Source organism: Streptomyces sp. 12E (assembly GCF_055633275.1).
Window position 1 is genome coordinate 4,623,186 of the sequence record NZ_JBVNCJ010000001.1, and the last position, 24,931, is coordinate 4,648,116.

21 protein-coding genes and 1 pseudogene are annotated in these 24,931 nt (G+C 71.8%); 10 read left to right on the plus strand and 12 right to left on the minus strand.

Features of this window, described 5'->3' with window-relative positions; all coding sequences use genetic code 11:
- Window positions 1-15 precede the first annotated feature (15 nt).
- The 4 genes and pseudogenes from ACZ8ZB_RS21570 to trhA form a co-directional block, all read right to left on the minus strand.
- Window positions 16-651 carry a TetR/AcrR family transcriptional regulator gene (locus tag ACZ8ZB_RS21570; protein ID WP_470739296.1) on the minus strand — a complete coding sequence of 212 codons (636 nt, stop codon included), beginning with the start codon at window positions 649-651 and terminating at the stop codon, window positions 16-18.
- 5 nt (window positions 652-656) lie between these two features.
- On the minus strand, window positions 657-815 hold the full coding sequence (locus ACZ8ZB_RS21575) for a hypothetical protein (RefSeq protein ID WP_470741663.1): 159 nt from the start codon (window positions 813-815) through the stop codon (window positions 657-659).
- Window positions 795-1,262: pseudogene (locus tag ACZ8ZB_RS21580) on the minus strand (MFS transporter); the annotation flags it as partial. The gene ACZ8ZB_RS21575 and the pseudogene ACZ8ZB_RS21580, both read right to left, overlap by 21 nt.
- A 211-nt stretch (window positions 1,263-1,473) precedes the next feature.
- Window positions 1,474-2,187 (minus strand): PAQR family membrane homeostasis protein TrhA, encoded by a 714-nt coding sequence (gene trhA / locus ACZ8ZB_RS21585; protein ID WP_470739297.1) that lies wholly within the window; start codon window positions 2,185-2,187, stop codon window positions 1,474-1,476.
- Between the two features lie 326 nt (window positions 2,188-2,513).
- Between trhA and ACZ8ZB_RS21590 the strand changes: the two genes are divergently transcribed.
- Window positions 2,514-4,334: a phosphoenolpyruvate carboxykinase (GTP) gene (locus ACZ8ZB_RS21590; protein WP_470739298.1), complete on the plus strand. Its 1,821-nt coding sequence runs from the start codon at window positions 2,514-2,516 to the stop codon at window positions 4,332-4,334.
- A 642-nt stretch (window positions 4,335-4,976) separates the two neighbouring features.
- On the opposite strand, the gene ACZ8ZB_RS21595 is transcribed toward ACZ8ZB_RS21590, so the two are convergent.
- The 3 genes from ACZ8ZB_RS21595 to ACZ8ZB_RS21605 form a co-directional block, all read right to left on the minus strand.
- Entirely contained in the window at window positions 4,977-6,842 is a 1,866-nt protein-coding gene (locus tag ACZ8ZB_RS21595; protein ID WP_470739299.1) for an eCIS core domain-containing protein, read from the minus strand.
- 265 nt (window positions 6,843-7,107) lie between these two features.
- Window positions 7,108-7,533, minus strand: coding sequence for an SCO4983 family protein (locus ACZ8ZB_RS21600; RefSeq protein WP_470739300.1), 426 nt, complete (start codon window positions 7,531-7,533; stop codon window positions 7,108-7,110).
- Window positions 7,534-7,625: 92 nt separating this feature from the next.
- Complete coding sequence (locus ACZ8ZB_RS21605; RefSeq protein ID WP_470739301.1) at window positions 7,626-8,837, minus strand: pyridoxal phosphate-dependent aminotransferase; 1,212 nt, start codon at window positions 8,835-8,837, stop codon at window positions 7,626-7,628.
- 298 nt (window positions 8,838-9,135) lie between these two features.
- On the opposite strand from ACZ8ZB_RS21605, the gene ACZ8ZB_RS21610 reads away from it, so the two are divergent.
- On the plus strand, window positions 9,136-10,068 hold the full coding sequence (locus tag ACZ8ZB_RS21610) for a S1 family peptidase (RefSeq protein WP_470739302.1): 933 nt from the start codon (window positions 9,136-9,138) through the stop codon (window positions 10,066-10,068).
- Window positions 10,069-10,086: 18 nt separating this feature from the next.
- Here the strand turns inward: ACZ8ZB_RS21610 and ACZ8ZB_RS21615 are convergent, their stop codons facing one another.
- Window positions 10,087-11,697 (minus strand): N-acyl-D-amino-acid deacylase family protein, encoded by a 1,611-nt coding sequence (locus tag ACZ8ZB_RS21615; protein ID WP_470739303.1) that lies wholly within the window; start codon window positions 11,695-11,697, stop codon window positions 10,087-10,089.
- Window positions 11,698-11,708: 11 nt separating this feature from the next.
- Complete coding sequence (locus ACZ8ZB_RS21620; RefSeq protein ID WP_470739304.1) at window positions 11,709-12,974, minus strand: amino acid deaminase; 1,266 nt, start codon at window positions 12,972-12,974, stop codon at window positions 11,709-11,711.
- Window positions 12,975-13,107: 133 nt separating this feature from the next.
- Here ACZ8ZB_RS21620 and ACZ8ZB_RS21625 point away from each other — a divergent pair, with 133 nt between their 5' ends.
- The 6 genes from ACZ8ZB_RS21625 (at window position 13,108) to ACZ8ZB_RS21650 (ending at window position 19,117) form a co-directional block, all read left to right on the plus strand.
- Window positions 13,108-14,199 (plus strand): sugar kinase, encoded by a 1,092-nt coding sequence (locus tag ACZ8ZB_RS21625; RefSeq protein WP_470739305.1) that lies wholly within the window; start codon window positions 13,108-13,110, stop codon window positions 14,197-14,199.
- A complete protein-coding gene (locus tag ACZ8ZB_RS21630; RefSeq protein WP_470739306.1) occupies window positions 14,196-14,960 on the plus strand; it encodes an IclR family transcriptional regulator in 765 nt (254 codons plus the stop codon). The genes ACZ8ZB_RS21625 and ACZ8ZB_RS21630 overlap by 4 nt, the downstream gene beginning before the upstream one ends.
- A complete protein-coding gene (locus ACZ8ZB_RS21635; RefSeq protein WP_470739307.1) occupies window positions 14,957-15,367 on the plus strand; it encodes a RidA family protein in 411 nt (136 codons plus the stop codon). The genes ACZ8ZB_RS21630 and ACZ8ZB_RS21635 overlap by 4 nt, the downstream gene beginning before the upstream one ends.
- A 129-nt stretch (window positions 15,368-15,496) precedes the next feature.
- Window positions 15,497-16,984 carry a GntP family permease gene (locus ACZ8ZB_RS21640; protein ID WP_470739308.1) on the plus strand — a complete coding sequence of 496 codons (1,488 nt, stop codon included), beginning with the start codon at window positions 15,497-15,499 and terminating at the stop codon, window positions 16,982-16,984.
- An 83-nt stretch (window positions 16,985-17,067) separates the two neighbouring features.
- On the plus strand, window positions 17,068-17,700 hold the full coding sequence (locus ACZ8ZB_RS21645; protein WP_470739309.1) for a hypothetical protein: 633 nt from the start codon (window positions 17,068-17,070) through the stop codon (window positions 17,698-17,700).
- Between the two features lie 67 nt (window positions 17,701-17,767).
- Complete coding sequence (locus tag ACZ8ZB_RS21650) at window positions 17,768-19,117, plus strand: Nramp family divalent metal transporter (protein ID WP_470739310.1); 1,350 nt, start codon at window positions 17,768-17,770, stop codon at window positions 19,115-19,117.
- A 19-nt stretch (window positions 19,118-19,136) separates the two neighbouring features.
- Here the strand turns inward: ACZ8ZB_RS21650 and ACZ8ZB_RS21655 are convergent, their stop codons facing one another.
- The 3 genes from ACZ8ZB_RS21655 to ACZ8ZB_RS21665 all read right to left on the minus strand — a co-directional run bounded on the left by ACZ8ZB_RS21655 (window position 19,137) and on the right by ACZ8ZB_RS21665 (window position 22,894).
- Entirely contained in the window at window positions 19,137-20,411 is a 1,275-nt protein-coding gene (locus tag ACZ8ZB_RS21655) for a hypothetical protein (RefSeq protein ID WP_470739311.1), read from the minus strand.
- Between the two features lie 105 nt (window positions 20,412-20,516).
- Entirely contained in the window at window positions 20,517-21,026 is a 510-nt protein-coding gene (locus ACZ8ZB_RS21660) for a SigE family RNA polymerase sigma factor (RefSeq protein ID WP_470739312.1), read from the minus strand.
- A gap of 158 nt (window positions 21,027-21,184) precedes the next feature.
- The gene (locus tag ACZ8ZB_RS21665; protein WP_470739313.1) at window positions 21,185-22,894 is read right to left on the minus strand and encodes a chitinase; all 1,710 of its coding nucleotides are present in this window, start codon (window positions 22,892-22,894) and stop codon (window positions 21,185-21,187) included.
- A gap of 348 nt (window positions 22,895-23,242) precedes the next feature.
- Between ACZ8ZB_RS21665 and ACZ8ZB_RS21670 the strand changes: the two genes are divergently transcribed.
- Window positions 23,243-24,130: a hypothetical protein gene (locus ACZ8ZB_RS21670; RefSeq protein WP_470739314.1), complete on the plus strand. Its 888-nt coding sequence runs from the start codon at window positions 23,243-23,245 to the stop codon at window positions 24,128-24,130.
- Between the two features lie 90 nt (window positions 24,131-24,220).
- Window positions 24,221-24,928: a Flp pilus assembly protein CpaB gene (gene cpaB / locus ACZ8ZB_RS21675; protein WP_470739315.1), complete on the plus strand. Its 708-nt coding sequence runs from the start codon at window positions 24,221-24,223 to the stop codon at window positions 24,926-24,928.
- The last annotated feature ends 3 nt before the right edge of the window (window positions 24,929-24,931 follow it).

The window sequence follows — 24,931 nt, forward strand, 5'->3', positions numbered from 1 at the left end:
CGCGGGGGCAGGGCCTCAGGCTTTTCCGACGGCTGACAGGCCTCTCTCGAGAACGTCCAGGGCGCGGTCGACCAGGTCGGCCAGGTCGTCGCGGTGGCCGTGCTCGGCCCAGTACTGGGAGGTCTCCATCAGTCCGCCGACCAGCGACATCGACAGGACCCGGATCTCCAGGCCGTCGGGGTCGAGGCCGGTGCGTCCGGCGATGGCCCGGGCGAGCATGCGGCCGATGACCGACATGCTCTCCAGCATCCGCGAGCGCACCGCGGGGACCTCGGCCATCAGCTGCGTCCGCAGCAAAGTCACCTCGCGCTCCTCGCCGGCCCCGAGCGCGATGGCCCTGCGCATGACGTGCCGCAGGGAGACCGCCCACGGCTCGTCGGCGGGCCGGGCCGAGAACTCCTCCATGACGACCGCGTCGTACTCGTCCGTGAGGACGATGTCCTCCTTGGCCGGGAAGTAGCGGAAGACGGTCGACGGCGACACCTCGGCGCGGTCGGCGATCTGCTCGATCGTCGTGGCGTCGTATCCCTGCTCCCGGATCAGCCCGTAGGCCGCGGCGCGGATCGCCTCGCGGGTCTTGATCTTCTTCCGTTCCCGCAGGCTCGGCTGCGGGCGGTCGGCGGGGGAGAGGGGGGAGCGTGCGGCCGTCATGCGGATCATTGTCGGACATCCGTCGGGGGTGGGGCCACGGCCGGTGCGGTGGCCGCTTCCGCCGTTGGCCGCCCGCCCGGCAGCAGTGCCCCCGCCGCCAGGGCGGCGACCAGCGCGGCGACCAGCGCGGCGACGAGGAGACAGGCGACGCCGATGCCGGCCATCGGAACGTTGATCAGGAGGACCGATCCCGCCGGAAGTGGTCCAGCAGCCGGCCGCCGATGACCGGGCCGAGCGGCATGCCGAGGGCGGAGGCGGCCGAGATGGCGCCGACGGCCTCGGTGCGCTCGTCCGGCCCGAGGAGCGAGGGCAGCACGGAGAGGGCCAGCGGCGTCACCAGGGCGCCGCCGACGCCCATGACCGACCGTGTTCACGTCCCCGGCCAGGGCGCCGGCCGGCGATCCGGCGAGGAGGACCAGCAGCCCGGTCACCAGCGTCAGACGCCGGCCGAACCGGTCGCCGAGCAGTCCGGCGGGAAGCATCGGCGCCGCGAAGACGACGATGTACGCGTCCGCCGCCCACTGCTGTTCGCCGGTGGCGGCGCCGAGTTCCGCGGCCGTCGTCGGCAGCGCGACGTCGAGGACCGTCAGGTCGAAGCCGAGCACGAGCATGCTCGCGACCAGCGCGCCGAGGGCCCACCGGCGGCGGGGATCGGGCGCACGTCGTTCGGTCGATTGACTCCAACCGTTAAATGAAAGTAACTATCATTTCATGGTTGTCGTCAATCGAGGGGCCGCGTCGGTGTTGCGGGCACGCGGGAACGGCCACGACTCGTCGAGTCGTGGCCGTCCGGGGGGCCGGGGCGGGGAGCCCGGGCGACCGTTATCCGTGCCGGTACGCCGCCAGGGAGATCCCCACGTAGTGGGCGATGAAGGCGGCCAGGGTGAGGGAGTGGAAGACCTCGTGGAAGCCGAACCAGCGCGGTGACGGGTTGGGCTTCTTGAGGCCGTAGATCACCCCGCCCGCGCTGTAGAGCAGCCCGCCGACGACCACCAGGACGAGTACGGCGATGCCGCCCGTGCGCATGAAGTCCGGCAGGAAGAAGACGGCAGCCCAGCCCATCGCGATGTAGCAGGGCGTGTAGAGCCAGCGGGGGGCGCCGACCCAGAACACCCGGAAGACGATCCCGGCCGCCGCGGCGGCCCAGATGCCCCACAGCAGCCACCGCCCCTTGGAGTCCGGCAGCAGCAGGATGGTCAGCGGGGTGTAGGTGCCCGCGATGATCAGGAAGATGTTGGCGTGGTCGAGGCGGCGCAGCACCCCGTCCATGCGGGGACTCCAGTCGCCCCGGTGGTAGAGCGCGCTCACGCCGAACAGCAGGCAGGCGGTCAGGGCGTAGACCCCGCAGGCCAGGCGGGCCCGGGGCGAGTCGGCGAATGCGGTCAGCGCCAGTCCGGCGACCAGGGCGGCGGGGAACATGCCCAGGTGCAGCCAGCCGCGGAGCTTGGGCTTGACCGGATGCGGGAGGGAAGTCGCCACCGGACCGCGGCCGTCGGCCGGCGGGTCCGTGGGCGCGTCGGGGGCGAACGCAGTCATGTCTCGCATGGTACCTACGGAACCGTAAGTTATGCCTCACGGCGGCCGATTGGGCCCGCCGGGTGGTCATCATCTCACGCCGCTCCGCCAGGCTGTCACGCAAAGAAATCGTCAGGTGTACCCAACGTGCGCGTAAAAGCCCACGGAAAACCGTGGTCATCGTCACGTTGCTCACCTGTGCGGCCCTCTGGACAGATGGGCGCTCTCGTCGGATGATCAAATGAGTGCGGTCGACACCGGATGAGCGCGCAGCGCACCACCGTGAAGCATCCGGGTCGCAGCCCCCACGGGGCCTTCCAACAAAAAACCCTCATTTAGGAGCAATCGTGGCGCGCGACATCGCGGAACCCGGCGTCCCCACCACCCACCAGGGACTGATCTCCTGGGTCGACGAGATCGCAGACCTGACACAGCCGGACCGGGTGGTCTGGTGCGACGGCTCGGAGGCCGAGTACGAGCGCCTGTGCGGGGAGCTCGTCGCCAAGGGCACCTTCCGGAAGCTCGACCCGATCAAGCGCCCCAACTCCTACTACGCGGCCTCCGACCCCACCGACGTCGCCCGCGTCGAGGACCGGACCTTCATCTGCTCCGAGAAGGAGGAGGACGCCGGCCCGACCAACCACTGGAAGGCCCCCGCCGAGATGCGGGAGGTCTTCCGGGGCGAGCAGGGCGTCTTCCGCGGCTCGATGAGGGGCCGCACCATGTACGTCGTGCCCTTCTGCATGGGCCCCCTCGGCTCGCCGCTGTCCGCCATCGGTGTCGAGATCACCGACTCGGCCTACGTCGCCGTCTCCATGCGCACGATGACCCGCATGGGGCAGGCCGTCCTCGACGAGCTCGGCTCCGACGGCTTCTTCGTCAAGGCCGTGCACTCGGTCGGCGCCCCGCTGGAGCCCGGCCAGGAGGACGTCCCCTGGCCCTGCAACAGCACCAAGTACATCTCCCACTTCCCCGAGGACCGCGAGATCTGGTCCTACGGCTCCGGCTACGGCGGCAACGCCCTGCTCGGCAAGAAGTGCTACGCCCTGCGCATCGCCTCCGTCATGGCCCGCGACGAGGGCTGGCTCGCCGAGCACATGCTCATCCTCAAGCTCACCCCGCCGCAGGGGGAGTCCAAGTACGTCGCCGCCGCCTTCCCGTCGGCCTGCGGCAAGACCAACCTCGCCATGCTCGAGCCCACGATCTCCGGCTGGACGGTCGAGACGATCGGCGACGACATCGCCTGGATGCGCTTCGGCGAGGACGGCCGCCTGTACGCCATCAACCCCGAGGCCGGCTTCTTCGGCGTCGCCCCCGGCACCGGCGAGCACACCAACGCCAACGCCATGAAGACCCTCTGGGGCAACTCCGTCTTCACCAACGTCGCCCTCACCGACGACGGCGACGTCTGGTGGGAGGGCATGACCGAGGAGACCCCGGCCCACCTCACCGACTGGAAGGGCAACGACTGGACCCCCGGGTCCGGTACGCCCGCCGCCCACCCCAACGCCCGCTTCACCACCCCCGCCGCGCAGTGCCCGATCATCGCGCCGGAGTGGGAGGACCCCAAGGGCGTGCCGATCTCCGCGATCCTCTTCGGCGGCCGCCGCGCCAGCGCCGTACCGCTGGTGACGGAGTCCTTCGACTGGAACCACGGCGTCTTCCTCGGCGCCAACGTGGCCTCCGAGAAGACCGCCGCCGCCGAGGGCAAGGTCGGCGAGCTGCGCCGCGACCCGTTCGCCATGCTGCCGTTCTGCGGCTACAACATGGGCGACTACATGGCCCACTGGATCGACGTGGCCAAGGACAAGGACCAGTCCAAGCTGCCGAAGATCTACTACGTCAACTGGTTCCGCAAGAACGACGACGGCGCGTTCGTCTGGCCCGGTTTCGGCGAGAACTCCCGTGTCCTGAAGTGGATCGTGGAGCGTCTGGACGGCAAGGCGGAGGGCGTCGAGACCCCCATCGGCATCCTCCCGGCCAAGGACGCCCTCGACACCGACGGACTCGACCTCTCCGACGCCGACCTGGAGTTCCTGCTCACCGTCGACAAGGAGGTCTGGCGCGAGGAGGCCGCCCTGGTCCCCGGCCACCTGGACACCTTCGGCGACCACACGCCCAAGGAGCTGTGGGACCAGTACCGCGCGCTGGTGGAGCGCCTGGGCTGACGCCCGCACAGACCCCGCGGCCGGTCGGTATGAGGATGCCCTGACCAGCGATCGTCACGCCACGACCGGCCGCGGAACACACCGGCGAGGCCCGCACAACGGCGTGCGGGCCCATGGGCCCGCACGCCATCCCTCCCGCCCGCCCCGGCGGCAGGGACGACGACGGGCCCTCGCCCATGCCGGGCCCACGGGGGCCGGTCCTCCGGGCTCCGCACGGGGACTCCCGGCGCCCGGCCGGCTCGCACCGCACGGTCCTGCCGGCTCCCCCGTCACGCCACACCGCCGTCGCGCCGCGACCAGGAGCAGGGTGTCCGGGAAAGGGCTGGTGGCGCCGTGTTCCACGGCGGGGCCCACGTCGACGACGTGGAGCACGGTCCTTCCGCCGGGCGCCGTCTCCGGCATGAACGGAGACGCTGTTTGTGCCGTCGGCCGTGAGGGCGGCCTGCACACGCTCCACGGCGGCGAACCCGTCCTTCCGGGAGGTCCGGCCCCGGCGCGGGACGCGGCCGCCCGGAGGGCACGCTCCGGTTGCGGTGGCCGATCCGGCCCGTCACGTGCCCGCCGGGTGCGGCGAGCCGCTCCGTGACGGCCGCCCGCACGAACACGGCCCCGGGCCGGGGCGCACGGCGGTCTGCGACCGGACTAGCCGGCGGGCTGCCGCAGGCGCTCTGCGGCGGTCCGCAGATCCGACAGCCACCGGCGGTAGTTCCCGAACGTCTCGACGAAGTACTCCAGCTTGTCGAACCACTCCTCCTCCTCGCTGTTCCCGTGCTTGCCGAGCAGGGCCCGCAGCGACACCTGCGTGACGCCGGCGAGACGGAAGGCCTTACCGGTGAGCTTGTGCAGCTGGGCGGCGTCCCCGGCGATGAGGATTCCCCCCGCACCGGCGGCCACCTGCCCCTGGGCGTCGGTGACCGCGCTCCGCACGTCCTCCGGCGCCTTGCGCTTCTTGACCGCATCGCTCGCCCTGCTGACGTCACGCAGGTGCTTGTGGGCCAGGCCGTTGTAGACCGCGCCGGCCTGGTTGAACCTCCTGTCGGCGTCGGCCGGTTCCAGGTTGAGCGGACGGCCGGAGGTCCTGCCGATGCGCGCGTCGTTCATGTCGGACGCGGACACCAGGACCTCCTGGCCGAGGATCTCCCAGCCGTTCGGCCCGAAGCTCAGCATGTTCGTGACCTCGGGCAGGGTCCTTTCGGCCCCGGGGCCCATGTACTCTTCGTCGCCGAACCAGTCCATGGTGCCGTGAGCGCGCTGGAATTCCAGCGCGTGCGCCATCTGGCTGCCGGGCGACTGGTAGTGCCAGGCCCGGAACATGTCCGGTCCCTGGGAGCTCCCGGTGACGGCGAAAGCGCACCCGTTCATCGTGGCCGTGAAGACGAGGCCCGCGCCCGGAGCGTTGCCCGGCTCCCGCGGGATCTCCTGGTGACCCACCTGCGTCTCGGGATCGCTCGCGCCCCCCGTGAGGTAGGGGACGTACGAGGAGCGGAGGTAGCTGCTCTCGGGCTGGACGGGCGGCAGGTCCGTGCGCCCGGCGAGCTCCTGCAGGAACGGGTGCGCCGCCCGGTACTCCTGGTCGGCCACGTACATCTCCAGAGCGGGGGTCAGCAGGTACGCCGGGCCGGAGCTCTGTCGCCGCGGGTCGGCGGTCAGGACGAACCAGTGACGGGTCAGGCTGCCCAGGATCGCCCCGAGTTTGTCGTAGGCGCCGTTCAGCGCCGGTTGGTTCCAGCGCGCCTTCATGCCCGCCACCACGTCCATGGAGAGCATGTTGGACGCCAGGAAGGCCCGCGGATCGTCGGTCAGGTCCTCCTCCACCGTGCGCTGCACCATGACCTCGGAGGTCCCCGAGGCGGTCCGGAGGGGCGCGGCCTCGTGAGCGGCGTCGTCCGTCCGGCGCTGGACCGGAGTCGGGCCCGACACGATGCGCTCCGCGTTCGCCTCGGCTTCACGCTCGAAGCGGTCGGAGGGGTCCGAGATCCGCAGCCCCGAGCCGTTGTCCGTGCCCGCGACCGGCCCCCGGCTCTGCTGGATCACATGGGTCAGCTCGTGGGCCATGGTGCGCCGGTCGGCCCCGCCCTTGCCGATGACGATGTGGTTGCCGGCGGTGTAGGCGCTGGCCCCGACCTCGGCGGCCGACGCCTGGGCGGCGGCGTCGTCGTGGACCCGGACGCCGGAGAAGTCCGCGCCCATCCTGGGCTCCAGATCGGCGCGAAGGGCCGGGTCCAGCGGACGGCCGGCCCCGCGCAGCACTTCGGACACGGCCGAGCGCTGCACCGCGGGCTGTCGCGCGCTCTCGTGGCCGCAGCCCGCACCGTGCTGGTGCTCCTCCCGCTCCCACGGATGTCCCGCCTGCCGGAGCAGCTGCACGACAGCCTGGTTGCCGATGCTCGCCTGCAGCGAGAGCAGACTGTTGACGTGCGGCGCGGCGGACGGCCGGCGCCGCCCGGAGTTCGCCGCCGCCTTCGCGTCGGACCGCTCGTCCGCGTTCTCCCGGCCGCCCACTCGCACAACAAACTCCTTGCTCACCGCGGCAGTCCACGCTCGCGACCGGATCCGGACACATGTCAGGGTCGGACGATACGGGTCGACTCCGAAGCCTCACAAGGGCAGCCTGCCGGAGCGCCCTTACAGGCACCGGAAGGTGCCCCTTCGAGCAACGCCGACCGGAGCCGGGCCGGGGAGCGGCCGGCGGTGGGGGAGGTGTGGCGCCCGGTCCGCGCGTCGCTGCGGGTGCACGCGGACCGGGGCCGTTCGGGGGAGCCCTCGCGGGGGCTCAGCGAGAGGACGCGAGGGTGCGCGGCTCCAGGGCCGCGGTGTGCGCGTCCATCCGCTCGGCGGCGAGGATCGCCACCGCCGTGTCGGCGCGGGAGGCGGCGACGACCAGGGCGCGGCCGGCGAGCGCGTGCGCCCGCCGGTGCAGGGCCGCCGCGTTCGGCTCGTGGCCCCGCGTGGTCGCCGACGCGCGGGCCGGCGTACGTCCTCCCCGCAGGCGGGCGACCTCCCCGGCGAGCCGCTCGGCCGCGGTGTCCAGATCGGCCGAGGGCGCCACCGCGCGCAGCTCGTCGGTGACGGCGAGCAGGGCGGCGAGATGGCCCGAGAGCTGGATGTCCAGCTCCTCCTCGCGGGAACGGTGGGGGAAGTCGCGGGGGGTGCCGGCCATCGTGCTGTGGACCGACTTGGCACGGATCGGTTCGTACATGGATGGCCTCCTGTGGTGCAACAGGAAACCATCCTAGCTTAGATTCAGTCTAAAGTTGAGTCGTTCGTAAGGAGGCCGCCCGCGAGGAGGCCTCAGGGTTGCGCGTAGCCGTCCAGGAAGCGGGCGATCCGTCCGACCGCGTCCCGCAGGTCGGCGACCGAGGGCAGGGTCACCACCCGGAAGTGGTCCGGCTCCGGCCAGTTGAAGCCGGTGCCCTGGACGACCATGATCTTCTCGCGGCGCAGCAGGTCCAGGACCATCCGCCGGTCGTCCTCGATCTTGAAGACGTCGGGATCGAGGCGGGGGAAGAGGTACAGCGCCCCCTTCGGCTTCACGCAGCTCACGCCGGGGATCCGGGTCAGCAGCTCGTACGCCGTGTCCCGCTGCTCGCGCAGCCGCCCGCCGGGCAGGACGAGCTCGTTGATCGTCTGGCGTCCGCTGAGCGCCGCGACCACCCCGTGCTGGCCCGGCATGTTCGCGCACAGGCGCATGTTCGCCAGGATCGTCAGACCCTCGATGTAGGAGTCGGCGTGGGCGCGCGGGCCCGAGATCGACATCCAGCCCACCCGGTAGCCGGCCACCCGGTACGCCTTCGACATGCCGTTGAAGGTGAGGGTGAGCAGGTCGGGGGCGACGGAGGCGGTCGGGATGTGCCGTGCGTCGTCGTAGAGGATCTTGTCGTAGATCTCGTCCGAGCAGACCAGCAGGTTGTGGCGGCGGGCGATGTCGGTGAGGCCCTTGAGGACCGCCTCGTCGTAGACGGCGCCGGTCGGGTTGTTCGGGTTGATGACGACGATCGCCTTGGTGCGGTCGGTGACCTTGCGCTCCACGTCGGCGAGGTCCGGCATCCAGTCCGACTGCTCGTCGCAGCGGTAGTGCACCGCCGTGCCGCCGGAGAGGGAGACGGCAGCCGTCCACAGCGGGTAGTCGGGCGCGGGCACGAGCACCTCGTCGCCGTCGTCCAGCAGTCCCTGCATCGCCATCACGATCAGCTCGGACACGCCGTTGCCGATGAAGACGTGCTCGACGTCGGTCTCGATGCCGAGGGTCTGGTTGTGCATGACGACCGCCCGGCGCGCGGCCAGCAGGCCCTTCGCGTCGCCGTAGCCGTGCGCCGTCGACACGTTGCGGAGGATGTCCTCCAGGATTTCGGGCGGGCACTCGAAGCCGAACGCCGCCGGATTGCCGGTGTTCAGCTTGAGGATGCGGTGACCGGCCGCTTCCAGCCGCATCGCCTCCTCGAGCACCGGGCCCCGGATCTCGTAACAGACGTTGGCGAGCTTGGTCGACTGGATCACCTGCATGCTGGGAGCTTACGGCCCGGTATGGCCCTTCGGACCGTGTTTTCCGCCACGTGAGACGCGTCGTTTCGGGTGGTTATGTCCGTACGGCCGTACGCCTTCATCACCTCCACACCGACCCTCCCCTCCCCGACCCCCTCTTTCTCCGCGGACCCGGGCGAACCTGGGGGCCTCGCGGCGCCCGGTCGCCGGTCGGAAACAGGGCCTTGTCCCCTCGTCACCCGCATGCTGACAATGCGCATGACAACTTCGTGGGCGGCCGGGTTCCTCCGGCCGCCCGACGCCGCAAGAGGGGACCCCCATGAGAAAACCTCTCGTCGTCGCGCTCTGCGCCCTGGCCTTCGCAGGGGCGGGCGCGACCCCCGCGGTCGCTTCCGCGCCTTCCCCCACGGGCGCGGACACGACCGCGGACGCGGCCCCGACCACGCTGACGGATGTCGTCGACGGCGTGGTCGGGACCGCGGCGGACGCCCTGTCCGGACTCACCGCGCCGAGGGAGGACGCGGTGAACTTCGCCGGCGCCGTCTCGCTCAGCAACTGCTCCGGCTCCGTCGTCCGGATGCCCGGGTCGGCGGCCGACGACCCGGCGCTCGTCCTCACCAACGGCCACTGCCTGGAGAGCGGCTTCCCCGCACCCGGCCAGGTCCTCGTCGACCGCGCGTCCAGCCGCACCTTCGGGCTGCTGAACTCCTCCGGCTCCAGGGTCGCCACCCTGCGCGCCGACCGGCTCGTGTACGCGACCATGACCGACACGGACGCCGCGATCTACCGGCTCGGCACGACGTACGCGCGGATCAAGAGCGCGTACGGCATCGACGCGCTGACCCTGAGCGCCACCCGCCCGGCGGCCGGCACGTCCATCAGCGTGGTGTCCGGCTACTGGAAGCGGATCTACACCTGTTCCGTCGACGGGTTCGTCCACCGCATGAAGGAGGGGGACTGGACCTGGAAGGACTCGGTGCGCTACACCTCCGCCTGCGACACCATCGGCGGCACCTCCGGCTCCCCGGTCGTCGACAACGCCACCGGCCAGGTGGTCGCCGTCAACAACACCGGCAACGAGGACGGCGAGCGCTGCACGGTCAACAACCCGTGCGAGGTCGACGAGAACGGGCGGGTCACGGTCCGCCGGGGCATCAACTACGCCCAGCAGACCCACCTCTTCCCGGCCTGCTTCGGCGTGGACAACAAGCTCGACCTGAGCGCGAGCGGCTGCGCCGTCCCCAAGCCGTGAGGACGTGAGGGCGGGCGGTCAGCGGGGAGTCCTGCGGACCGCCCGTCCCGCGAGCACGTCCGTGCGCCGCCCGTCCTCGATCACGAACCGCCCGTCGACCAGCACGTACGGGATGCCCGTCGGAAGCGTCCGCGGTTCGGCGAAGGTCGACCCCGCGGCCACCGTCGCCGGGTCGAACAGCACCAGGTCCGCCTTGTACCCCTCACGGACCAGCCCCCGGTCCGGCAGCCGCAGCCGCGCCGCGGGGCGCGCGGTCAGGTGCGCGACGCACTCCTCCAGCGACAGCACCCCCAACTCCCGCACGTAGTGCCCGAGGTAGTGCGGGAACGTCCCGTACGCGCGCGGGTGCGGCTTCGCGCCCTGCAGGATGCCGTCCGATCCGCCGGTGTGCACCCGGTGCCGCATGATCGCCCGGACGTTCTCCTCGTGGCCCACGTGCTGGAGGATCGTCGGGGCGAGCCTGTCCTTCAGCAGCAGCTCCCGAGCGACCGTCCAGGGCGACTCGCCGCGCGCCCGCGCCGACTCCAGGACCGTACGGCCCACGTACTCGCCCAGCGCGGGATCGCCGACCCCCGAGATCTCGATGGTCTCCCACTCCACGGGCACTCCGTGGCAGCCGTCCGAGCCGGTGACCTCCAGGTGGTGCCGGATCCGCTCGGCGGTCCCCTCGTCCGCGAGCCGCCGCAGGATCTCCTGCGGACCGCCCTCGCCCGCCCAGCTCGGCAGCAGCGCCACGAGGGTGGTGCAGCCGGGGGTGTAGGGATAGGTGTCGAGGCTGATGTCCGCGCCCGCGTCCAGGGCGTCGTCCAGGAGCGACAGCAGCTCGGGCGCCCGGCCCTTGTTCACGCCGAAGTTCATGGTGGCGTGCGCGAGGTGCAGCGGGCAGCCCGCCTCCCGCGTCAGCGTCACCATCTCCTCGTACGCCTCCAGCGCGCCGGCGCCGTAGGAGCGGTGGTGCGGGCAGTAGTAGCCGCCGTACGACGCCACCACCCGGCACAGCTCGGTGAGTTCGGCGTCCGCGGCGTACATGCCGGGCGTGTACGTCAGCCCCGACGACATGCCGACCGCGCCCTGTTCCATGCCCTCCGCGACCAGCCGCCGCATCCGGTCCAGCTCTTCGGGCGTGGCCTGCCGGTCCTCCCAGCCGACGGCGAGCGCGCGGACCGTGCCCTGCGGGATCAGGTACGCGGCGTTGACCGCGATGCCCCGGTCGAGCCGGTCCAGGTACTCGCCCACCGACCGCCAGTCGAAGTCGACGTCGTCCCCGGAGCCGTTCCAGCCGGCGATCGCCCGGCGCACCTCGCCGAGGGTCCGGTCGTCGACCGGCGCGTACGACAGCCCGTCCTGGCCGAGGACTTCGAGGGTGACGCCCTGCGCGGCCTTGGCGCCGTGGTCGGGGTCGCGCAGCAGCGCCAGATCGCTGTGGGCGTGCATGTCGATGAAGCCGGGGGCCAGCACCAGCCCTTCGGCGTCCAGCTCGCGCCGGGCCTTCGGACGCTGGCAGCCCGCGTCCGCCGCCTCCTTGACGATGGAGACGATGCGACCGCCGTCCACCACGACGTCCGCGCGGTACGCATGGTCGCCGGAGCCGTCGACGACGTCCGCGTCCCGGATGACGAGCTCTTCCATGGTCCGGCCTCCTAGAAGAACGTACGGATGTAGTCGACCACCGTGCCGTCCGCCTCCGCCACGGGGATGAGCGCCCACTTGTCGAACGACGTGCAGGGGTGGGACAGGCCGAGTCCCACCCAGTCTCCCACCTCCAGATCGGCCTCCCCGGTGGTGCGCAGCCAGGCGTGCTGGTCGGACAGGCCGGTCACCGAGATCCCGTCCGCCGGGCGCTCGGCGCCGTCCCGGCGGACCACCTGGGCGAACGGCAGGTCGAGGTCGTAGGCCGCGTCCCGCTTGCCCGCGTTGGTGAACGCCTGCTCGGCGGACGGGCGGGACACCACCTGCGTCCACAGCCGGAACGCCGGTTCCAGCGCGCCCTCCTCCGGGACCCGGTTGAAGGGCGTCAGCTCGCGGTAGTGGCCGTCGTCGTGCGAGACGTACGCCCCCGAGCGCAACAGCTTCAGCACGGGCGAGGAGAGGTCCGGAATCCCGGCGAACACGTCCGCGACCGCGTCGAACCAGGCGCTGCCGCCCGCGCTCACCACGATCTCGTCCAGCCCCGCGAAGCGCCCCGCCGTGTCGAAGTCCACGGCGAGCGACACCAGCCGCCGCAGCCAGGCGCGCACCCGCTCCGGGTCCGCCCGGGGCACCTCGCCCTCGTACCCGGCGACCCCGGCCAGCCGCAGCGACCGGGCGCCGGCCACGGCGTCGGCCACGGCGGCGCACCCGGCCTCCGTCCGCACACCGGTGCGGGCGCCCTCGCCCGCGGCCAGCTCGACGACGACGTCCAGCGGGCGCGAAACGCCGGAGAGGGCCGTGTCCATCAGCTCGACCCCCCGCACGGAGTCGACGCAACAGACGAACCGGAACCCGGGGTCGGCGTCCAGCTCGGCGGCGATCCACCGCAGGGCCGCCGGATCCACCAGCTCGTTGGCGAGGAACACCCGCTGGACGCCGTACGCCCGCGCCACCCGCACCTGGTGCGGAACGGCCAGCGTGATGCCCCACGCCCCGTGCTCGATCTGCCGCCGGAAGAGCTGCGGGGCCATGGAGGTCTTGCCGTGCGGCGCGAAGGCGAGCCCGTGCCGGGCGGCGTACGTCTCCATCAGCTTCAGGTTGTGCTCCAGACGCTCCGCGGAGAGCGCGAGGACGGGCGTGGTGAAGCCGTCGGTGAAGAGGTTCCGGCGCTGGGCGGCCAGCTCGCCGACGGTCAGCCCCTCGGCGTCCGGCGGGAGGCCCTTGAAGCGGTGGTCGACCCGCTCCCCGGCGAGGTGGGCGAAAGCGTCGAGGACCATCAAACCTCCCTGATCAGCAGCATTGCGCTGCTTGCAACACTCGTTGCGTATATCGCTCACCGCTGTCTAACATCTCGGCCACGCGGGGTCAACGGACACCGCCCGCCCCGCAGCAGACGAGGAGCCCGCCATCGTGACCGCCACCGCAGCCGGCACCGCCCCCGACATCGTGGACGTCGTCGCGCTCGGCGAGTCCATGGTGACGTTCCTGCCCTCCCGGCCCGGCCGCCTCGCCGACGTCCCCTCCTTCGAGCGGGGGATCGGCGGTGCGGAGTCCAACGTGGCGTGCGCGCTCGCGGCCGCCGGGCACGCCACCCGGTGGATCAGCGCCGTCGGCGCCGACGGCTTCGGCGACCACCTCGTCGAGGCGATCGGCGGATACGGCGTTGACGTGTCGCACGTCCGCCGCGACCCGGCCCGCCCCACCGGCGTCTACTTCCGCACGGCCGGCGACCGCGCCACGGAGGCCCACGAGGTCGCGTACTACCGGGCGGGCTCGGCGGCGTCCGCGATGTCGCCGGCCGGCGTGGACCTGGACGCCGTACGCGCCGGACGCGTCCTGCACCTGTCCGGCATCACGGCGGCGCTCTCCCCCGGCTGCCTGGACCTGCTGCGGGAGCTGACCGCCCCGCACCCCGCCCGCCCCCTGGTCTCCTTCGACGTCAACCACCGCCCGGGACTGTGGAGCGAGGGCCGCGGCCCGGACGTCCTGCTGGAGCTGGCCCGCGGGGCGGACATCGTCTTCGTCGGCGACGACGAGGCGCGCGAGGCGTGGGGGCTGCACGGCGCCCGTGCCGTCCGGGAGGCGCTGCCCGAACCGGAGATCCTGGTCGTCAAGCAGGGCAAGGGCGGAGCGGTCGCCTTCGGCAAGGACACCGACGGCCTCCCGTGCGGGGACGCGGACGGCACCGCGGCCTTCGTCCCCGCCCCGAACGTCGACGTCGTCGCCGCCGTCGGCGCCGGCGACGCCTTCGCCGCCGGCTTCCTCTCGGCGACCCTCCGGGGCCTGCCCGTACGGGACCGGCTGCGGCACGGCCACCTCATGGCGGCGGCCGCCCTCACCGCCCCCGGCGACCTCGCCGCGCCCCCCGCCCGCGCCCACGCCGACCGCCTCGCCGCCCTCGACGACACCGCGTGGGGGAGACTGCGACTCGGCCCCGGCTGGACCCGAGCCGATGGACACGAGGGGCCCGAGAAGCCCGAGAAGGAGGCACGCATCCCATGAGCCAGACCGTGGACCGCGCCCTGAGCATCCTCCCGCTGCTCGCGGAGGGCCCCGCCGACCTCGGCCAGGTCGCCGGCCGCCTGGACGTGCACAAGTCCACCGCCCTCCGCCTCCTGCGCACCCTCCACGAGCACGGCCTGGTCTACCGCCAGTCCGACCAGCGCTACCGCCTCGGCGCCCGCCTCTTCGCCCTCGCCCAGGAGGCGATGGAGAACCTCGACGTCCGCGAGATCGCCCACGCCCACCTGGTACGCCTCAACGAGCAGTGCGGACACACCGTCCACCTCGCCGTGTACGAGGAGAACGAGGTCCTCTACATCGACAAGGTGGAGAGCCGCTACCCGGTCCGCATGTACTCACGGATCGGCAAACCGGTCGCCGTCACCGTCGCGGCCGTCGCCAAGCTGCTCCTCGCCGACCTGCCCGAGCACGAGCGCCGGGCCCTCGCGGAGAAGCTCGACTACCCCATGTACACGTCCCGTTCGACACCCCACGCCACCGCGTTCCTCCAGGAACTGGCCAAGGTGCGCGAACAGGGCTGGGCCACCGACCTCGGCGGCCACGAGGAGTCCATCAACTGCGTCGCCGCGCCGATCCGCGGCGCCGACGGCCGGGTGGTCGCCGCGATGTCGGTGTCCGCGCCGAACGTCGTCGTCACCGCCGACGAACTCCTCACCCTGCTCCCGCTGGTGCGCCGTACGGCGGACGCGATCAGCGGCGAGTACTCCGGCAGAACCCCAGTGAAGGACACCCCCGCATGACCGAGAAGACCGCCCTCACCCCCGCCACCCACACCACCCCGCCCGCCAAGTTCTCCCACGGCGTCCGCAAGGGCAACATCCTCCAGGTCGCCGGCCAGGTCGGCTTCCTCCCGCACGAGGAGGGCAAGGCCCCCACCCCCGCCGGTCCGACCCTGCGCGAGCAGACCCTCCAGACCCTCGCCAACGTCAAGGCGATCCTCGAAGAGGGCGGCGCGAGCTGGGACGACGTGATGATGATCCGCGTCTACCTCACCGACGTGGACCACTTCGCGGAGATGAACGAGATCTACAACGCCTACTTCGAGGAGCAGGGTCTCACCCAGCCGCCCGCCGCCCGCACGACCGTGTACGTCGGTCTCCCCGCCGGCCTCCTCATCGAGATCGACGCGCTCGCCGTCCTCGGCTGACCCGCGCCTTCCCCCCACCCGCACCCGCACGCCGTACGTCGTCACGGCACGGCGTCCCGCACCCCTGGGACGCCGTGCCGCGATCCCCCCTGCCCGAAAGCCCCATGCACTTAGCCAGAGGACCCCCGCATGCCCCACCCGTCCCTCCCGCTCGCCGCCTCCGCACCGGCTCAGACACCACCGCACACCGGAGGCCTGCTCCTCCTCCTCGACGGCACCGCGGGCCTGCTGACCGTCGCCGGCATCGGTATCGCCCTGCTCCTCTTCCTGATCATCAAGGTCCGGCTGCAGCCCTTCGTCGCGCTGCTCGCCGTCTCCATAGCCGTCGGCCTGATGGCGGGTCTTTCGGTCACCGAACTCTTCGGCACGGTCCAGCGCTCGGACGTGGTCTCCACCATCGAGTCCGGCATGGGCGGCATCCTCGGCCATGTCGCGATCATCATCGGCCTGGGCACCATGCTCGGCGCGATCCTCGAGGTCAGCGGCGGCGCCCAGGTGCTGGCGGGCCGGCTGCTCGGCCTGTTCGGCGAGAAGCGCGCCCCGCTGGCCATGGGCCTCACCGGTCTGATCTTCGGCATCCCGGTCTTCTTCGACGTCGGCATCTTCGTCCTCGCGCCGATCGTGTACGCCGCCGCCAAACGTTCCGGCAAGTCGATCCTGCTCTACTGCCTCCCCCTCCTCGCGGGCCTCTCGGTCACCCACGCCTTCCTGCCCCCGCACCCGGGCCCGGTGGCCGCAGCCGGACTGCTCGACGTGGACCTGGGCTGGGTCATCCTGATGGGCGTCGTCTGCGGCCTGCCGGCCGTCGTCGCCGCCTGGGTCTACGCCGCCTGGATCGGCAAGCGGATCTTCGTCGCCGTGCCGCAGGACATGGTCGAGGCCGCGCAGGAGGCCAAGGACGCCGTCGTCGCCGAGCAGCGCGCCTCGGGCGTGGAGCCGCCGGAGAGCCCGGTGCCGCTCGGCACGGTCCTCGGCATCATCGGTACGCCGCTGCTGCTGATCCTCGCGGCGACCTTCTCCTCGATCGCCCTGGACCCCTCCACGCCGCGCTCGGTGATCGAGTTCTTCGGCCATCCGTTCGTGGCGCTCACCCTCGCCCTGTTCCTCGCCTACTACCTGCTGGGCATCCGGCGCGGCTGGTCCCGCAAGTCCCTGGAGACCGTCTCCACGTCCTCCCTCAAGCCGGTCGGCAACATCCTGCTGGTGGTCGGCGCGGGCGGCGTCTTCGGCGCCGTGCTCAAGGCCAGCGGTGTCGCACAGGCGCTGTCCGACACCTTCAACGGCGTCGGCCTCCCGGTGATCGTCCTGTCCTACCTGATCTCCGTGGTGCTGCGGGTCGCGCAGGGCTCGGCGACGGTGGCGATCGTGACGACGGCGGGCATCGTGGCCCCGCTGCTGGCGGAGGGAGACCACTCGCAGGCGTTCGTGGCGCTCGTCATCATGGCCGTCTCGGCGGGCTCGATCTTCGCCTCGCACGTCAACGACGGCGGCTTCTGGATGGTCGCCAAGTACTTCGGCATCAGCGAGCGCGACACGCTCAAGACGTGGACCGTGCTGGAGAGCGTGCTGTCCGTGGCCGGTTTCGTGGTCGCCGCGGCGCTCAGCCTGGTCGTGTGAGCCGTGACGCCTGTGTAGGCGTCCGATAACGAAGTTGGGGCTGGCTGTGTCCGGCACAGGTTTATCGACCATACTCCTGCGGTGTGGAGCAGCGCATAGGTTCGAGCAGCCAGCCCCTGGAAGGCGCCGGTTTCGACCCGGCATTCATCCCCGGGCTCACCTCGCCCGCGTCCGGCCGGGAGGAGGACGCGAAGGCGGAGCCGGAGGACACGGCCCCGGAGGAGGACGCCGTCCCGGAGCCGACAGCCGAGGCCGGGGAGGAGTCCGTCCCCGAGGAGGAGTCCGTCCCCGACGGTCCCGTCTTCGAGGCCTCCGACCGCCGCGCCCGGATCGTCGCCGACCACCGGGGCGTACGACTGCGTCTGGACGACCAGGAGTGCGAGTTCCGCTGGGACGAGATCGGCGCGGTGGAGACGGAGACCGCCCGCTTCGCCAAGCGCTGGACGGTCACCGTCCACACCCCCGACAGCCGCTGGTACCCCCTGGAGGTCGAGGCCCCGTCCCGCGGCCGCTTCGCGGAATGGGACGCCGGACTGGACGCGGTCCTGGACGCGTACTTCGAGGACGGCGAGGCGCGGTCCGGGAGGGACGACCAGCCGGACGACGGGAAGGACAGCGTGAAGACCGACGTGAGGACCGGCGCGAAGGCCGCCGCGAAGGCCGCCGCGAAGGACAGCGAGGACGACGCCGACGCCGACGGAACCGACGCCGACTAGGCGCATCGGGTGAAGGTCCGCGCACGCCCTCTTGTCCCACCGGCCGCCATGGGTTTTCTTGACCCCCATGGCGGACACCACGGGCAGCACCAGAGACGTCGGCGCACCACTCGGGTCCGGGGCCGGTTCGGCTCCCCGTAAGTCCAGTTGGCGCTACATCGGTCCCGGCATCGTCGTCGCCGCGACCGGTGTCGGCGCCGGCGACCTCGTCGCCACCCTCATCGCGGGCAGCAACTTCGGCTACACCCTGCTGTGGGCGGCCGTCCTCGGCTGCCTGGTCAAGATCTCCCTGGCCGAGGCGGCGGGCCGCTGGCACCTCTCCACCGGCCGCACCCTCTTCGACGGCTGGGCGAGCCTGGGCCGCTGGACGACGTGGTTCTTCGCGGTCTACGTCGTGATCTGGGGCTTCTCCTACGGCGCCGCGGCCATGTCGTCCAGCGCCCTGCCCCTGCAGGCCCTGTTCCCCGGCGTCATGGACCTCGAATGGTGGGGCGTGGCCTGCGGCGTGGCCGGCCTGGTCTTCGTCTGGTTCAACAAGTACGCCGTCTTCGAGAAGGTCATGACGGTCCTGGTGGGCGTCATGTTCGTGGTGACGGTCTACCTGGCGGTCCGGGTCGCCCCCAACCTGGGCGACGCCTTCGCCGGCCTCCTCCCCGTCATCCCCGACAGCGAGGACTCCGTCCTCAACACCCTCGGCCTGATCGGCGGCGTCGGTGGAACCATCACGCTGGCCGCCTACGGCTACTGGGTCAACGCCAAGGGCTGGGCCGACACCGGCTGGATGAAGGTGATGCGGCTGGACAACCGGGTCGCCTACCTCACGACCGGCGTCTTCGTCGTCGCCATGCTCTTCGTCGGCGCCGAGCTGCTGCACGCCGCGAACATCGCGCTCTCCGGCGGTGGCAAGGGCCTGGTGCAGCTCGGCGACATCCTGGAGGACGAGTACGGCACGGCGACGGCCAAGTTCTTCCTGATCGGCTTCTTCGCCACGTCCTTCACCTCGCTCATCGGCGTGTGGCACGGCGTGAGCCTGATGTTCGCGGACTTCGTGACCCGGCAGCGCGAGAGGAGGGCGGGCGGGACCGACGGGACGGCGGGCAAGGCCAGGGAGATCGCCTCCGGCGAGCACGAACGCTCCTGGCCCTTCCGCGCCTACCTGCTGTGGCTGACCTTCCCGCCCGTCGTCCTGCTCTTCCAGGGCGAACCCTTCCGCCTGGTGATCATCTACGGCGTCCTGGGCGCGGCGTTCATGCCCTTCCTCGCCCTGACCCTGATCTGGCTCCTCAACTCCTCCCGCACACCCCGTGAGTGGCGCAACGGCTGGCTCAGCAACGGCATGCTCGCGGTCGCGGGCCTGCTGTTCCTGGTGCTGTGCGTGAAGGAGGTCTGGGACCAGCCCTGGGCGGAGTTCTTCTGACCCGCCCGGACCACCGGCCCTACCGCAGCCTGTCCCACTCCGGGCTGAGCGCCATCTCCCGCAGCCGGCCGACGGTCAGCGCGGGAGTGCCGCGGGACGGCTCGGCATGCGCGGCACCGTTGTTGAAGGCGCTGATCACCACGCGGAAGCCGTCCTCGCCGGGCCGCAGGGTGTCGACGGTCCACATCAGGACTCCGGCGACCCGGTCGTCCCCGCTCCCCTGCCGGACGGCGACACGGGTGCCGTCGGGCAGGGTCTCGCCGCCGGCGTAGAGCTGTTCGGCGACGTCGTTCATGCCGTACTGGACGTTGACCTGGACGAGGCTCTCGCCCTGGCCGTCGTCGACGACGACGTAGGCGAACTCGTCCTGCGAGTCACCCTCCCTGACCACGTCCAGTCCCTCCGGGAGCAGCCCGGCCAGCGTCCTGCCGGCGTCCTTCCCGGAGGCGGCCGGCGGCGCGCCGGCGGTCGGGGCGCCCCCGGTGGACTCCGGCGTCTCGGGGATCGCGTCCACCACCCGGCGCCACACCTCGGCCGTGACGACCTCCTCCAGCTGCCCGGCCGACAGCGGAGGCTCCGCACGGGACACCGGCGCGCCCTTCTGCGCGGGCGCGTTCCACTCGCCGACGCTGATGTGCTGCCCCTCGGCCGTGACCAGGTCGGCGGACCAGTACTTGGTGTCGGCGCGCTTGTCGGGATACTCGTACCCCTTGAGCAGCCGCAGCAGCGAACCGTCGGACAGCCGGGTGGAGGAGCAGTCGTCGTACGGGGTGAACGTCTCGTCGGGACACCGCGTCAGCTGCCGGGCCCGGTCGCCGTCCGGTTCCACCCGGTCGAACCCCATGCTGATCGCGGCGGCTCCCCGCCCGTCGTCGTGGACGAGATACGCGTACGGCCCCGGTTCGTCGGCCGACCCGCGGGCGTCCTCCTGACTGAACTCGCCCTCCGGGAGCAGCTCCTTGAGCCGGCCGAGGATGGTGTCGCCGGACACGGGAGCCGGAGCGGGCGCGGTGGCCGATGCGGACGGCCGGGAGGCGGACCCGGTGGCCGCGGCGGAGACATCCGATCCGTCGGAGTTCCCCTGCGGCAGGAGCAGCGCCCCGCCCACCCCGACCAGCGCGACCCCCGCGACCCCGCCGAGCACCCCGGCCCTGCGCCGCGTCAGCGCCCGCCGCCCGCGGGCCCGCCCACCGGCGACGAGGGCCGAGCGGTCGGCGTCGAAGCGCCCGCCGGCCTCGTGCAGCGCGGCGGAGAGCCGTTCCTCGAAGGGTTCCTGATGCTGGTTCTCGGGCATGGCGAACCACCCTTTCCGCATGGTGGGAGAAGTGAGAGCCGAGGTGGGGGAGTGGGAATGCCGAAGTGGGGGAGTGGGAACGGGGAACAACGGGCTTCGGGGACGTCAGGATCCGGCGTACTCCGTGAGCTCCTCACCGAGCAGTTCACGCAACCGGCCCAGCGCCCGGGAGCACCGGGTCCGAACGGCCGCCGAGCTGACGTTCATGACGTCGGCGGTCTCCTCGACGGACCGGTCCTCCCAGTACCGCAGGACGACGACGGCCCGGTCCTTGACGGGCAGCCGCGCCAGCGCGTCCAGCAGCGTGAGCCGCAGTGAGGCGTCCCCGCCCCCGCCGCCGGGCAGGTCCGGGAACACGTCCGTCGCCCGTTCACGGCTGCTGCGCCGCCGCTGGTGGGCGAGGAAGGTCCGGGTGAGCACGGTCTGCGCGTACCCGGCGGGGTTCCCGACCCGGGAGACGCGTCCCCAGCGGACGTACAGCCGTCCGAAGGTCTCCTGCACGAGGTCCTCGGCCAGGTGCGTGTCCCCGGCGGTGAGCAGACACGCGGACCGGTAGAGGTGGCCGGCCCGCGCCGCCGCGAACTGGGCGTACTCGTCCGCCCGCGCCTGTCTCATGTGCCGTGCCCCCTGTGCTCGTCCGGACCCGCGCCCGCTGCCTTCACCTCATTGATGCGGTGGGGCGGGGGAAATGTTTCATACGGACTTCACAGCGGAACGGGACCGCCCCCGTCCACGTCGTCGTGGGCGGGGGCGGACGACGGGCGTCGCGCCGGCTACGGCAGCGCGTGGACGTGCGGGCCCACCGCGTCGGACCAGGCGTTGCCGGCCGTGGCGTCCCAGTTGGTGGACCAGGTCATCGCGCCCCGCAGGGACGGGTAGGTCCTCGACGGCTTGAAGGAGCCGCAGCGGGTGCCCTTGGTGAGGCAGTCCAGGGCGTCGTTCACGACCGACGGGGAGACGTAGCCGCTGCCCGCGCCCCGCGTCGAGGCGGGCAGGCCCAGGCCCACCTGGGACGGGTCGAGGCCGCCCTCCAGCTGGATGCAGGCGAGCGCGGTCAGGAAGTCCACCGAGCCCTGGCTGTAGACCTTGCCGTCACAGCCCAGCATGGAACCGCTGTTGTAGTACTGCATGTTGACGACCGTGAGGATGTCCTTCACGTTCAGCGCGGTGCGGAAGTACGAGCCGGACGTCGACTGCATGTCGATGGTCTGCGGCGCCATCGTCAGGATCATCGACGGGCCGGCCTTGGCCGACAGAGACCGCAGCGCCTGCGTCATGTAGGTCGGGTCGAGGCCGTTCTCCAGGTCGATGTCGACGCCGTCGAAGCCGTACTCCCGCATCAGGGCGTACACGGAGTCCGCGAAGTTCGTCGCCGAGGCGGAGTCGTTCACCGCGACGGTGCCCTTCTCGCCGCCGACCGAGATGATGACCTTCTTCCCGGCCGCCTGCTTGGCCCGGACGTCCGCCTTGAACTGGTCGACGGTGTAGCCGCCCAGGCCCGCCGAGTCCAGGTTGAAGGCGACCGCGCCCGGTGTGCCGGTGGCGTCGGCGAAGGCGACCGCGATGATGTCGTAGGCGCTCTGCACGTCCGAGAGGCGCTGCACCGCCGCACCGTTGTCGAAGTTCTGCCAGTACCCGGTCACCGCGTGCCGGGGCAGGTCACCGCCCCCGCCCCCGCCGCTCTCCTTCGTCCGCGCCGTGACCGCCGCCGACTTCGGCGACTCGCCCGCCGCGTTGGCCGCCGCGACCTGGAAGGAGTACGACGTCGAGGCCGCGAGCCCGGTCACGGTCGCCGACGTGCCCGACACGGCCGTCACCCTCGTGCCGTCGCGGTAGAGGGTGTAGCCCGTGGCCCCCGACACCGCGTTCCAGGCCAGGGACACCGACGAGGAGGTCGTCCCGGAGACGGACAGACCGCCGGGCGTGCCCGGGACCGTCGGTTCCGGGCCACCGCCGCCGCCCCCGTCGGGGCCGAACACCGACAGGTCGTCCGCGTAGTAGGCGGCCTGGCCGTACCAGCCGTGGGTGTAGACCGTCACCGAGGTGGTGGAGGAGCCGGTGGTGAAGCTCGTCGACAGCTGCTTCCAGCTGCCGGAGTCCGGGGTCCAGGTGGAGACGTCCGTCGTACCGGTGCCGGTCACGCCCAGGTAGGCGTACCCGCCCCGCACCCAGCCGCTCAGCCGGTACGTGGAGTTCGGCTTCACCGCGACGCTCTGGGTGCAGCGGGCGTTGTCCTGCCCGGCGGGCGTGGCCCTGAGCGCGGCCGTGCCGCCGTGTACCGGGGAGGAGACGGTCGTGCCGCTGTTCGCCGAACAGGTCCAGTCGCCCAGGCCCGCCTCGAAGCCGGCGTTCCTGGCGTTGTTGACGTCCGCCGCGGACGCCTGGCCCGCACCGGCGAGGGGGAGGGCGAGGGCGAGGGCGGAGACGAGGGCTCCGGTCCAGCGGCGTCTGTGTCGAACGGGCGTTCCTGGTGCGCGGTTCATGGGGGCCTCCGGTGGGGGAGAAGGGTGGGGGAGAGGGGTGAGCGACGGTGGCCATCGTGTGCAGCACAAGGTGGTCCAGACCAATTGCGTTGTCAATAGGTCCAGACCTGAATCGACCGGTGAGCCGGCCCCGGGGCGCCGCCCGGCGTCAAGGCGGTGCACGGGATTCACGCCCCCGAGGCCCGCTCGGGACCGGCGAGATGCTCACCCTGTCCCGTTTTGGCGCACCTTGTGCATCAGCAGTTGTCGTTCGGCTGCTCAAACGCTGTTCTCCGCTCACGGGCCCGCGGATACAGTGCTGGCGTAGTCACGCAGTGAAGTCACCAGGGTGCATCGGAGTGACGCCCGATGGGCCGAGGGCCTGGGGAGAACGGGGAGCCGCGCGTGCCAACTGCCATCGCCGTGACCGGCGCCGACATGGCGCTGCCGGCCCAGGACGAACGCACCCTGCCCGCCGTGGTGCTGCGGGACGTCGACACCCGCCCGCTCGAGCAGGTCCTGTCCGAGCTGCAACTGCTCATCGAGCACCACGGGCACGTCATCGTGGTCTGCTCCCGGGCCGCCCCCACCGCCGTCCGGCGACGCCTGCACACCCTGCGCTCACTGCTGGAGAGCGACCGGATAGCCCTCTTCAGCCCCGAGCTGCCACCGCTCGGACTGGCCGTCCTGGCCCGCCAGTTACGGCAGCTCGCCTCCTGCGACCTCAGCCCCGGCGTCCTCGCCTCCGCCGGCCGGCTGCTGATCCACTACATCCACTCCGGGGCCCTGCTCGGCTCCGTCGCCCGCCTCGACCGCGTCCCCGTCGACCTGAAGCAGCACGCCAAGTCCTGGATTCCCGGCAGCCAGTTCGCCGTGCTCGCCCACCCGCAGCCGCGCCTCGTCCGCCTCGGCCCCGACGCCTCCCTCGACGGCCCCGAGTTCGGCACCTGGATGCTCGTCGCCAGGGGGCAGCTCCAGTCCGACTGGGTCACCGCCACCCTGGCCCCGTCCTGGAAGGTCCAGGGCCTGCGCGAGACACCGCTGCCCGCCGAGTCCCCCGGCTGGTGGGGGACCGGCAGGGTCATCGAGTTCTGCACCTACCTGCCCGACCTGTCCGTCCTGTACCAGCTGGTCACCTCCGTACGGCGCGGCAGCTGCCACTGGTGCGGCATCGACGTCATCGGCGACCGGTGCGTGTTCTGTTCCGCCGTACCGCCCGCCCCCGAGGGCACGCCGGCCCTCACCCGGGGCACCTGACCCCGCTCGCCCCTGCCCGGCCCCGTCCGCCCACCGCACGATCCCGCCCGATCCCGCTCGACCGATATCCCCGATGAGGTTGCACGGTTCATGAACTCCCGTCAGCGCCGCGGCGTGATACTCCTGCTCCTGTCGGTCCTGTGCGCCCTGGGCGCGTTCGCCGGCGTGCTCTCCGTCATCAGCGACGTGGAGTCCAAGGTCGGCCCCGAGGTCACCGCGTACCGGCTGAAGACGGGCGTGGCGCCCTACACCCCCCTCGAAACGAGCCAGTTCGAGAGGATCGAGATGCCCGAGCGGTGGCTGTCGAAGAACGCCGTCACCGACCTGGACGAGATCCGGGGCAAGATCGCCGTGACCGACCTGCGGGAGGGTTCCCTGCTGCAGAGCGACATGATCGTGGACCAGCCCGCCCTGCGGCCGGGACAGCAGGAGGTCGCCATCATGATCGACGCGGCGACCGGAGTGGCCGGCAAGATCACACCGGGCTCCTCGGTCAACGTCTACGCCACCTTCGAGGGCGAGCGCGAGGGCGACCCCGACCAGTCCAGGATCATCGTGACCAACGCCAAGGTCCTCGACGTCGGAAAGCTCACCGCCCTCCGGCCCGACGAGAACGACCGCGGCCGGGAGCCCACCGACGCCGTCCCGATCACCTTCGCGCTGTCCGCCGTCGACGCCCAGCGCATCACCTACGCCGAGTCGTTCGCCCAGCGGGTCCGCCTCGCGCTGGTCGCCCCCGGGACCGACAGCACCGTCCCGGACTCGCAGCGGACGTACGAACTCGCGAAGGACAAGTGAGAG

What these genes read in the sequence shown, in the direction of transcription:
- ACZ8ZB_RS21570 (WP_470739296.1), bottom strand. Translation starts at nt 651, where the DNA reads ATGACGGCCGCACGCTCCCCCCTCTCCCCCGCCGACCGCCCGCAGCCG.
- ACZ8ZB_RS21575 (WP_470741663.1), bottom strand. Translation starts at nt 815, where the DNA reads ATGGCCGGCATCGGCGTCGCCTGTCTCCTCGTCGCCGCGCTGGTCGCC.
- trhA (WP_470739297.1), bottom strand. Translation starts at nt 2,187, where the DNA reads ATGACTGCGTTCGCCCCCGACGCGCCCACGGACCCGCCGGCCGACGGC.
- ACZ8ZB_RS21600 (WP_470739300.1), bottom strand. Translation starts at nt 7,533, where the DNA reads ATGTACGAACCGATCCGTGCCAAGTCGGTCCACAGCACGATGGCCGGC.
- ACZ8ZB_RS21605 (WP_470739301.1), bottom strand. Translation starts at nt 8,837, where the DNA reads ATGCAGGTGATCCAGTCGACCAAGCTCGCCAACGTCTGTTACGAGATC.
- ACZ8ZB_RS21610 (WP_470739302.1), top strand. Translation starts at nt 9,136, where the DNA reads ATGAGAAAACCTCTCGTCGTCGCGCTCTGCGCCCTGGCCTTCGCAGGG.
- ACZ8ZB_RS21615 (WP_470739303.1), bottom strand. Translation starts at nt 11,697, where the DNA reads ATGGAAGAGCTCGTCATCCGGGACGCGGACGTCGTCGACGGCTCCGGC.
- ACZ8ZB_RS21620 (WP_470739304.1), bottom strand. Translation starts at nt 12,974, where the DNA reads ATGGTCCTCGACGCTTTCGCCCACCTCGCCGGGGAGCGGGTCGACCAC.
- ACZ8ZB_RS21630 (WP_470739306.1), top strand. Translation starts at nt 14,196, where the DNA reads ATGAGCCAGACCGTGGACCGCGCCCTGAGCATCCTCCCGCTGCTCGCG.
- ACZ8ZB_RS21635 (WP_470739307.1), top strand. Translation starts at nt 14,957, where the DNA reads ATGACCGAGAAGACCGCCCTCACCCCCGCCACCCACACCACCCCGCCC.
- ACZ8ZB_RS21640 (WP_470739308.1), top strand. Translation starts at nt 15,497, where the DNA reads ATGCCCCACCCGTCCCTCCCGCTCGCCGCCTCCGCACCGGCTCAGACA.
- ACZ8ZB_RS21650 (WP_470739310.1), top strand. Translation starts at nt 17,768, where the DNA reads ATGGCGGACACCACGGGCAGCACCAGAGACGTCGGCGCACCACTCGGG.
- ACZ8ZB_RS21655 (WP_470739311.1), bottom strand. Translation starts at nt 20,411, where the DNA reads ATGCCCGAGAACCAGCATCAGGAACCCTTCGAGGAACGGCTCTCCGCC.
- ACZ8ZB_RS21660 (WP_470739312.1), bottom strand. Translation starts at nt 21,026, where the DNA reads ATGAGACAGGCGCGGGCGGACGAGTACGCCCAGTTCGCGGCGGCGCGG.
- ACZ8ZB_RS21665 (WP_470739313.1), bottom strand. Translation starts at nt 22,894, where the DNA reads ATGAACCGCGCACCAGGAACGCCCGTTCGACACAGACGCCGCTGGACC.
- ACZ8ZB_RS21670 (WP_470739314.1), top strand. Translation starts at nt 23,243, where the DNA reads ATGGGCCGAGGGCCTGGGGAGAACGGGGAGCCGCGCGTGCCAACTGCC.
- cpaB (WP_470739315.1), top strand. Translation starts at nt 24,221, where the DNA reads ATGAACTCCCGTCAGCGCCGCGGCGTGATACTCCTGCTCCTGTCGGTC.